This window comes from Nostoc sp. FACHB-152, assembly GCF_014697475.1.
GTDB lineage: Bacteria > Cyanobacteriota > Cyanobacteriia > Cyanobacteriales > Nostocaceae > Nostoc_B.
This window is the reverse complement of sequence record NZ_JACJRV010000006.1, coordinates 217172-225111: the sequence shown is the minus strand read 5'-3', so window position 1 is coordinate 225111 and position 7940 is coordinate 217172. Positions and strand designations below refer to the sequence as shown.

At 36.8% G+C, this 7940-nt stretch carries 8 protein-coding genes; 3 read left to right on the top strand and 5 right to left on the bottom strand.

Annotation, left to right across the window (positions count from 1 at the left end):
* Positions 1-263: 263 nt before the first annotated feature.
* The 4 genes from H6G76_RS08460 to H6G76_RS08445 form a co-directional block, all read right to left on the bottom strand.
* On the bottom strand, positions 264-755 hold the full coding sequence (locus tag H6G76_RS08460) for a TerB family tellurite resistance protein (protein WP_190698324.1): 492 nt from the start codon (positions 753-755) through the stop codon (positions 264-266).
* 142 nt (positions 756-897) lie between these two features.
* Positions 898-1497, bottom strand: a complete 600-nt coding sequence (locus H6G76_RS08455; RefSeq protein WP_190698321.1) for a hypothetical protein — start codon at positions 1495-1497, stop codon at positions 898-900.
* 498 nt (positions 1498-1995) lie between these two features.
* A complete protein-coding gene (locus tag H6G76_RS08450) occupies positions 1996-3330 on the bottom strand; it encodes a phenylacetate--CoA ligase family protein (RefSeq protein ID WP_190698319.1) in 1335 nt (444 codons plus the stop codon).
* A gap of 125 nt (positions 3331-3455) precedes the next feature.
* Positions 3456-3812, bottom strand: coding sequence for an aspartyl/asparaginyl beta-hydroxylase domain-containing protein (locus H6G76_RS08445; RefSeq protein WP_190698317.1), 357 nt, complete (start codon positions 3810-3812; stop codon positions 3456-3458).
* 133 nt (positions 3813-3945) lie between these two features.
* Between H6G76_RS08445 and H6G76_RS08440 the strand changes: the two genes are divergently transcribed.
* The 3 genes from H6G76_RS08440 to H6G76_RS08430 all read left to right on the top strand — a co-directional run bounded on the left by H6G76_RS08440 (position 3946) and on the right by H6G76_RS08430 (position 7080).
* Entirely contained in the window at positions 3946-5172 is a 1227-nt protein-coding gene (locus tag H6G76_RS08440; RefSeq protein WP_190698314.1) for an MFS transporter, read from the top strand.
* A gap of 323 nt (positions 5173-5495) precedes the next feature.
* Complete coding sequence (locus H6G76_RS08435) at positions 5496-6614, top strand: hypothetical protein (protein WP_190698311.1); 1119 nt, start codon at positions 5496-5498, stop codon at positions 6612-6614.
* A 55-nt stretch (positions 6615-6669) separates the two neighbouring features.
* Complete coding sequence (locus H6G76_RS08430) at positions 6670-7080, top strand: hypothetical protein (RefSeq protein WP_190698308.1); 411 nt, start codon at positions 6670-6672, stop codon at positions 7078-7080.
* Positions 7081-7131: 51 nt separating this feature from the next.
* Here the strand turns inward: H6G76_RS08430 and H6G76_RS08425 are convergent, their stop codons facing one another.
* The gene (locus tag H6G76_RS08425; protein ID WP_190698305.1) at positions 7132-7926 is read right to left on the bottom strand and encodes a peroxiredoxin-like family protein; all 795 of its coding nucleotides are present in this window, start codon (positions 7924-7926) and stop codon (positions 7132-7134) included.
* Positions 7927-7940 lie beyond the last annotated feature (14 nt).

The window sequence follows — 7940 nt, the reverse complement described above, 5'->3', positions numbered from 1 at the left end:
ATTCGGTTTATAGCTTGGGTTTTCTCTATTAACCAATCTAAATTATCTAAGTTTTATTTAATTTTCTTATATTATTTTACCATAGTTACTCTGGGAGAGCCATAACTATTAACTTTTAGTAAGTCAAAGAAAATCAAATTTTCTTTCATTCCCCAGACTCTACACCTCACACCCGTTCATTTAGAAATACCAACGATTTAGGATTTACAAGCGTGCTATTTATCGCTGAATCAGCCTAATTGGGATTTTGAAAGATTGCTCAATTAAGCTAAAATCTCAGTTTGTAGTAGTGCCTTACGTAGTGCAGTTACGGCTTCTTCTGTTTCTACTAATCTATTAAGAGCAAACGCAATGTCATCTTCAACCTTCAGCAGTTTAGCTAGTTTCTTTACAGCTTTTTGCTCTTCGGGTGAATAATTTCCATCGGCGCGAGATACTTGAATTGAGTGATATAATAACGTCCTTGATTGAGACCAATTAGAACCTTCAACTGTAATCTTGCTCAGGATGTTTTCTAGATCAGCATTTTTGTAGTCAAATGTTTTGTATTTCTCCATTACTTCTTGAGGAGTACCAACCATGTGCATATGATTTAATACCCAGTTAAATTCGGCTTCTGAAACCTCTTCATCTGCTCCAGCAATAACCAATAGTGCATACCCATAATTTAAGTATGCTTCAAGGGGGGCTGCAAAAATTCCCAAGTTCTTTTTCATGTAATCTGAAGCTGGGATTAATTGTTGTAAATTGCTCATAAGTTACCTCTTTAGTTGTTTGGAAAATTTACTATTTGGCAGATGCTATCTATCAATGAAGGAATTGCTTTTCAGTTTGATAATTAATTTTAGCTGATGAAATTCCGCGCTAATTCCTTGATAGATATTGATATGTGCGCCTTTAAATTTTTTCAGCAAGCCAATTACTATAATCGGCATAATGTTCGTAGAGGTCATCTATATTATTGATGTCAAAACTGTTGAAAGCTTTACCATCAGCACCATGTAATCGTTGAACAAACTCGATAAAAGAACCGTAGGGAGTACTAGGAGCAACAAACATCTGCTTGAGTAACGCACCAGATTCATCACTATATGATAGTACTGGTGTCATAAACTTCCATCCCAATTCTTTCATATGGTGATGTAGTTCCTCCATATCAGCTTCTGGATCAATGTTATAAGCAGTATGCTGCATACCTTCACCATAGAGATCTATAAACTTATTAATTGGTGAATTAGGATCTTCACTTACCGATAACCCTGTCATAGTTGCCCACGGATAATCAGCACTGATACCACTGACTAATGCGATGTGAGTAGCGGGAAAACGCACAGTCTTAAGCCTCATGTGTTCATTGAAACCAAGCAAACTCCATTTTGAGAGAAACCTGTGTTCATCTTCAAATGGCGCAACATAAGTAATATGGTCGATATGCCGAATACTTTGAAGGATGTCACTTGTAGTTTTTTTTGGTAAATTAACTAAGATTGGTTTCATGATTTCAGTTTTTTACTAATACTTGTAATTTCTGTAATACAAAAGGTTTTCTATCTATTTATAGCCAAGCTAAATAACAAATACTTGATTAATTCCTTCTGTATTTGCTACTGCTTGTAGATAGCAACTACGCTATTTTTTTCGTGTTTGTTACTCTAAATTATTTAGAATCTATAACTTTACACTTGATATTTTGTAATATGTCAAAATTTTAATAAGGATGCAAGGACAGTTAAGACACTTAAGGTATTTTTGATTAAAGATAAAAGTAAATCAATCAATTTTATTTTTAGATAAATTATGCTTATAAAAATAAATGATTTTAGAGAAGATAGCTTAGTTCGATAAGTCTAGCAGATAACATTTAAAAAACATTCAACTAGCTGTATTTTAACTGATAATTCGCTAAAAGTCTTAAACCATAAATTGGGTGATAGCTAGCTTAATTTAAGCTACACAGCTAATAACAAGTTATGGTTTAAATGCTCAAGCTCTGGTTCAAAATCCTGTATTAACTTGACTTCTCTTAACTAAACGTTTTGCTTTTCCTTCACTACGAGGTAAGCTTTGTGGTGGCATCAACTTGACTTTAGTAGTTATCCCTAAGCGATTTTCAATGTTAAATATTAATTGCTGCTTTAACTCAACAAGTAAAGTTGGTTTTTGCCAAATTGCATCAGAAGCTTCAACCCAAATTTCAATGTCATCAACTAAATTGACATTATCGTCAATCACAATTTGGAACTGAGGTATGATCCCAGGCAATCTCAATAGGACATCTTCAATTTCCGCAGGAAAGAAAGTTTGATTTCTTATTCTAATTAGGTCATTAATACGACCCTTAACACGATCCATCCGAATCAGAGTTCGACCACAAGCACAAGGTTCATAAAATAGGCGTGTAATATCACCAGTTCGGTAGCGAATTAGGGGAACAGCCTCTTTAGTAATGGTTGTTAATACAAGTTCTCCATATATTCCCTCTTTCAGTTGTTCCCCTGTTTCTGGGTTAATAATTTCCGGAATAAAGTGATCTTCATAAATATGCAGACCAACTCGATGAGGACACTCATGAGCTACCCCAGGGCCAATCACTTCGCTTAATCCATAAGTATTATAGGCTACTATATTCCAACGTTTTTCGATGTCATCTCGTAAAGCTTCACTCCATGATTCAGCACCAAAAATCCCGGCGGCAATAGACAATGAACCTAAATCAATACCTTCGTTTTCTGCTACTTCACTAATAGTGTATATGTAGCTAGGGGTACTCAATATAATGCCACTGTTAAAATCTTGTAAAAGTGTTAAATTCCGTTGAGGTGAAGAGCCAGAAGCTGGAACTACTGTAGCACCAATGCGTTCAATACCGTAATGAAAGCCAAGCCCACCAGTGGCAAGACTGTAACCGTAAGTGTTCTGGACGATAATCCCTGGTTTTGCCCCACTAGTTGCTAATGCTCGTGCCGTTAGTTCTGACCATAAGTTTAAATCGTTATGAGTATAACCAACAACTGTCGGTTTGCCAGTAGTACCAGAAGAGGCATGAAGTCGAATAATTGAATCCATTTGGACTGCAAACATTCCAAATGGGTACTGGTTGCGTAAGTCAGCTTTGGTGGTAAAAGGAAGCAGGGAAATATTTTCTACAGACCGAATATGGCTAGGATGTATGCCAACAGCATCAAGCTTTTGTTTGTAAAAGGGTATGCGTTCATAAGCTCTTTCTACACATCTTATTAGTCGGTTTTTCTTTACCTCACATAATTCTTTGCGTGGCATGGACTCATACTTGCGATTCCAGATGTATGATTCAAGAGCTAATTTATTCATTGTCCTGAGAAAATGTTTTAACAGTGAAACTTTGCATATCATTTTCGTAAGGAAAAAACAAGGACAGTTAAGACAGTTAAGATAGTTAAGGAAATATTTCACAGTTTTTTTAAATTAGAACTTAACTATTGACAAATTAAACAAATAATGTAGTTAAAAATCAGAAATAAATAGGCGATGGCTGCGCCAATGTCTTCTCTGCGAGACGCTACGCGTAGCTTGCTTCCCCTCTCACAATGTCTAGGAATAACACTACGCGATCGCCGTGTCATTTTGCCTTCTTTCCAGCAGGCAATTTCATTACCAATCCGAATCCGACAGGCAGATTCTAGTTCTGGTATAATCAATTCCAAATGATATCGAATCAGCCCTTGATGCTGACCTCGATGTTTGGGGATATGCTTTCTAGGAGATAAAATAAAGAAAAATGCTACCTTTAGTCCTGGAATTTGTTGCCAGAGCTTCCAAGTTTTAGGACACATTTGACAGCTTTTTTCTACTTTGAAAACAAAAATTTAACGACATAGCAAATTAATTTATTAGATGAAAAATTATTCTTTTTATTAATTACTTAAGTATTAAAATATAGTAAGTTATACATATTTTAAATACCAAATGCATCACTTACGCTACCCTTGGCGAGCGTTCCAATCAAGAAACTTTCGGGTCTATTTTGTTGGGCAAAGCATCTCTGTTTTGGGCAATTTTATGGCTCAGACAGGACTAATTTGGCTAGTATATTCCATAACTAATTCTTCTACATGGCTTGGTGCAGTCTATTTCGCTAATCAATTTTCTACCTTTGTTTTGTTACCAGTGGCTGGGGTATTAGTAGATAGATGGAATCGTTACTATACCCTCGTTGTTACTCAAACTCTTTTAATGTTTGTCTCTTTGTTAACAGCAGTACTAGTACTGAGTAATAGCATTCAAGTTTGGCAACTATTCATGCTCATGTTTTGTAGTGGCTGTATCAATGCTTTTGATATTCCTACTCGTCAATCCTTAATTGTCCAATTCGTAGACGACTCCCAAGATATAAGTAACGTCCTAGCACTTAATTCTTCTATCTACGGTATTGCAAGTATGATTGCTCCTAGCATTGCAGGGGTAGTGATTGCCAGTGCAGGTACAGGAATCTGCTTTTTAATTGATGGTTTCAGTTTTTTGGCAGTTTTAGCTGGGCTGTTATTCATGCACTTACCACAAAAATATCCGATTACGAAACCCCAGCCCCTTCGACAAGGATTACAAGAAGGAATTCATTATGTAATCAGTTCTCATCCAATTAGAGTGGTGCTGGTGCTGATTGCTCTTATGAGTATGTTAGTCACTGGTACTACAACTTTATTACCAGTGATTGCCAAAGACATCCTGCATGGAAATGCAGTCACTTTAGGCTTTTTAACTAGTGCTGCCGCTTTGGGAGCATTGCTAGCTACGGTGTACGTAAGTACACAAATATATGTTAAAAGGCTGAGTCAGTTGCTATGGTTAGGGTCTATCTTATCTGGTTGCGCTTTAGCGATCGTGGCAATATCGCAGACACTATGGATAAGTCTAATAGCAATGTTCGTTGGAGGATTGGGATTTTTATTACAGCAGATCGCTGGGAATGCCTTAGTTCAAATAGTAGTTCACGAAGAGAAGCGTGGAAGAGTTTCTAGTCTATATATCATGACATATACGGGAACAGGAATTATTGGCAGCCTTTTAATGGGAGTATTATCAACTCACATCGGAATATCTCAAACTATTTTCACTGCTGGATTGTTATGCTTTCTTGTCGCTGTTTGGTTCTTTTTTCAGTTATCACGTTTCAACACCTATAAAAATAATTGAACTACAGACTAACCCTCTTCTGTCACTTTTACTGGAGAATAATCTAGGATGCTTACAGCATAATACTTTTGCCAAAAAAGCTTGATTCCAGCCATTCTATTAGAAAATAAACGCTCAAATGCCCGTTATCTCTACAGTTTAAAATTTGGCTTTGATTTTTCTTTTCTCAGAGTGACAGAACAGGGCTAAGAGAGATTGACCGAACTTGTAAAGGTGAATTCTCTTTCCTTACACCCCACACCCGCCCCAAATGGGCTTGGTCAAAAGTTAAAATATTTACAATTGGTGTTAGTGTTTTTGAGACTATATCTAAACCCAAGAAAATGCCTAGTAACGATCTAGAACTCAGAACCAATAGGTACTGCCAACTTAGTTCACAACTTGCTAGTTTAGATAATTCCCAATTGCATTCTTTGTTTGATGATGGTGATTCGGGTACATCAAGTTTAAATTCGGGGCGAAACTATACCATCGTTCTTGGACAATCTAAAATCTTTGTCAAACGTATTCCCGTTACAAAAATTGAATATGAGAATTCCTATTCTACTAAAAATTTGTATAATTTACCAACTTACTTTAATTATGGTGTAGGGTCTATTGGTTTAAATGTATTCCGTGAACTGGTGACACACATCAAGACCACTAACTGGGTATTAGAAGGAGCGATCGCCTCATTTCCTCTAATGTATCATTATCGAATTATCCCATTCTCTGGAGTACGTGAAGATATCGATCTGGAAAATTATCAAAGCTTTGTGGAGTATTGGGGTAATAGTGCCACTATTAGAAATTATGTATTAGATAGAGCCAACGCCAACTATGAATTGATTCTGTTTCTAGAGTACATACCTCATGTTCTAGCAACATGGCTGCAAGACAACCCCAACCACATCCAGAAATACTTGGATGAATTACATAAAACAATTACCTTTTTGAGGACAAAGGAAATTATTCACTTTGACGCACATTTTTATAATATCCTCACAGACGGACAGCAGATATATTTAACAGATTTTGGTTTGGTACTTGATAAAAGCTTTTCCTTAACCAAAGATGAAGAGTCTTTTTTTCAGCAGAACCAATTGTACGACTACGGGGAAATCTTACGTAATCTTGGCCATCTTATTCGCTCATCCTATGATTTATGTTCTGAGATTGAGCAACGCAGAATCATGGATAAATATGGCATAAAAGAAGATTTAAAACCTTATGAAATAGGAGCTATATTATTGAGCAACATCGAGCAGTTATATGCTGATGAAGTCATGAAGTTGGATAAGTTTTATGTTACTAATGTTGTCAAATACCGTAGCATTATTGCACTGATGCAAAACTTCTTTACTGATATGTGTACGAATAACCATAAGAATATAAAATTTCCTCACGCAAAACTACAACAGATGCTGGAAGAAACAGGGTTTATTTCTAGGGGATATTCTTAAATGGTAAATTTTTAACATTGCTGTCTGCTCGTCCCATCTCATCAATATCTAGGCTATGAACATCGACCGATTCCAAGAACTTAAGCAAAAACTAACCTTAGACGCAGACTTGTCCAATATCTGGCTATTTTACATGGATCATTTTGCGGATCATGCAGAATTTACCGACTTGGGAGAGCCTGCTAACAATGAATATCTAGATAGTGTCATCCAAAAAACTTGTGAGCAAATGTTTGGCAGGACAGTAAAGATTACTGACTTTTTGCTAATCTACATTGCGGAGTATGGTTTTTTTCATGGGCCTTTCCAAGTTGAACGACGTATTGGGGGTGTGATTTATTTCGAGGATATAAAAGTTGGATTAATTGCCGTGTCAGCAGATTATCCTCCTACCAATGCGGTTAAGTATTCACGTTTTTCTGAGGTATTTCAATTGCCAGCACCTGATCGTTACGATCTCAATTGAAATCAAAGCAAGGACTGAGAAACTCTCAACAAGTTTAAGCACCAGAATGAATTACTCATACAGAAAAGATAAAGGATTGCTCATATTTTCAGCAAAACCCAAAATGCCGCGATCTCGATGAGCGTAAATTAATTGTCCTTGGGAATCAAATAAGAAAGTTGCCCCACGTTGTGTCAAATAAGATGAATCTGGTACGTACATCTTCCAGTTGCTCAAAACTTCAGTCATGTTTCGCAGGCGCAAGGTTGCTAGTTCAAATGGTCGCTGAAAGCCTTTTCCTCCAGCAGCTTTGAAAAACGCACCTTTGATTGGTGGTAATGGTGTACCCCTCACAACTTCTTCATCAGCAATTAACTGCGGAGCTTTTTTATCACCTTTATAACCCCGAAAAACTTCCTTTAGCGTTCCTGGGCTACCAATTCCGGCACACATGAGCATTAAATTTAGCCAAGCTTTTTGTGAGGTTGATAACAGGGGAAATTGTAGAGATAAACCGCGATAAAGTCCTAAAAGTTCGTGGATTTGGGCTTTTGGATCTACAAACAAGAATTCTTGAGGGAAACCCGTATACTCGCAAAACTTGATCCCAGAATTGCGATCGCCAATTCCGATAGCGCGAATTGTAATTCCTCTGGCTTGGATCTGTGCTTTTTCTCTTTGCAGCCACCAAGCGTATTCTAAATTATCAAAATCTCCCAACTGCGACCAAATGAGTACGAGCAACTTTGAAGCATGGGTGCAACCATCTAAAATAGGTTTAATCTCTCCATCACTAACCCGCAAGCGTTGAGTTTGACTCAAAATTGAATAAATATCTGGGGAGTTAAAGCTTATTTGAGTATTCATAAAGACTATCAAAC

Coding starts and splice junctions, on each gene's coding strand:
- H6G76_RS08450 (WP_190698319.1), bottom strand. CDS start 3,330: ATGAATAAATTAGCTCTTGAATCATACATCTGGAATCGCAAGTATGAG.
- H6G76_RS08440 (WP_190698314.1), top strand. CDS start 3,946: ATGCATCACTTACGCTACCCTTGGCGAGCGTTCCAATCAAGAAACTTT.
- H6G76_RS08430 (WP_190698308.1), top strand. CDS start 6,670: ATGAACATCGACCGATTCCAAGAACTTAAGCAAAAACTAACCTTAGAC.
- H6G76_RS08435 (WP_190698311.1), top strand. CDS start 5,496: ATGCCTAGTAACGATCTAGAACTCAGAACCAATAGGTACTGCCAACTT.
- H6G76_RS08455 (WP_190698321.1), bottom strand. CDS start 1,497: ATGAAACCAATCTTAGTTAATTTACCAAAAAAAACTACAAGTGACATC.
- H6G76_RS08445 (WP_190698317.1), bottom strand. CDS start 3,812: ATGTGTCCTAAAACTTGGAAGCTCTGGCAACAAATTCCAGGACTAAAG.
- H6G76_RS08425 (WP_190698305.1), bottom strand. CDS start 7,926: ATGAATACTCAAATAAGCTTTAACTCCCCAGATATTTATTCAATTTTG.
- H6G76_RS08460 (WP_190698324.1), bottom strand. CDS start 755: ATGAGCAATTTACAACAATTAATCCCAGCTTCAGATTACATGAAAAAG.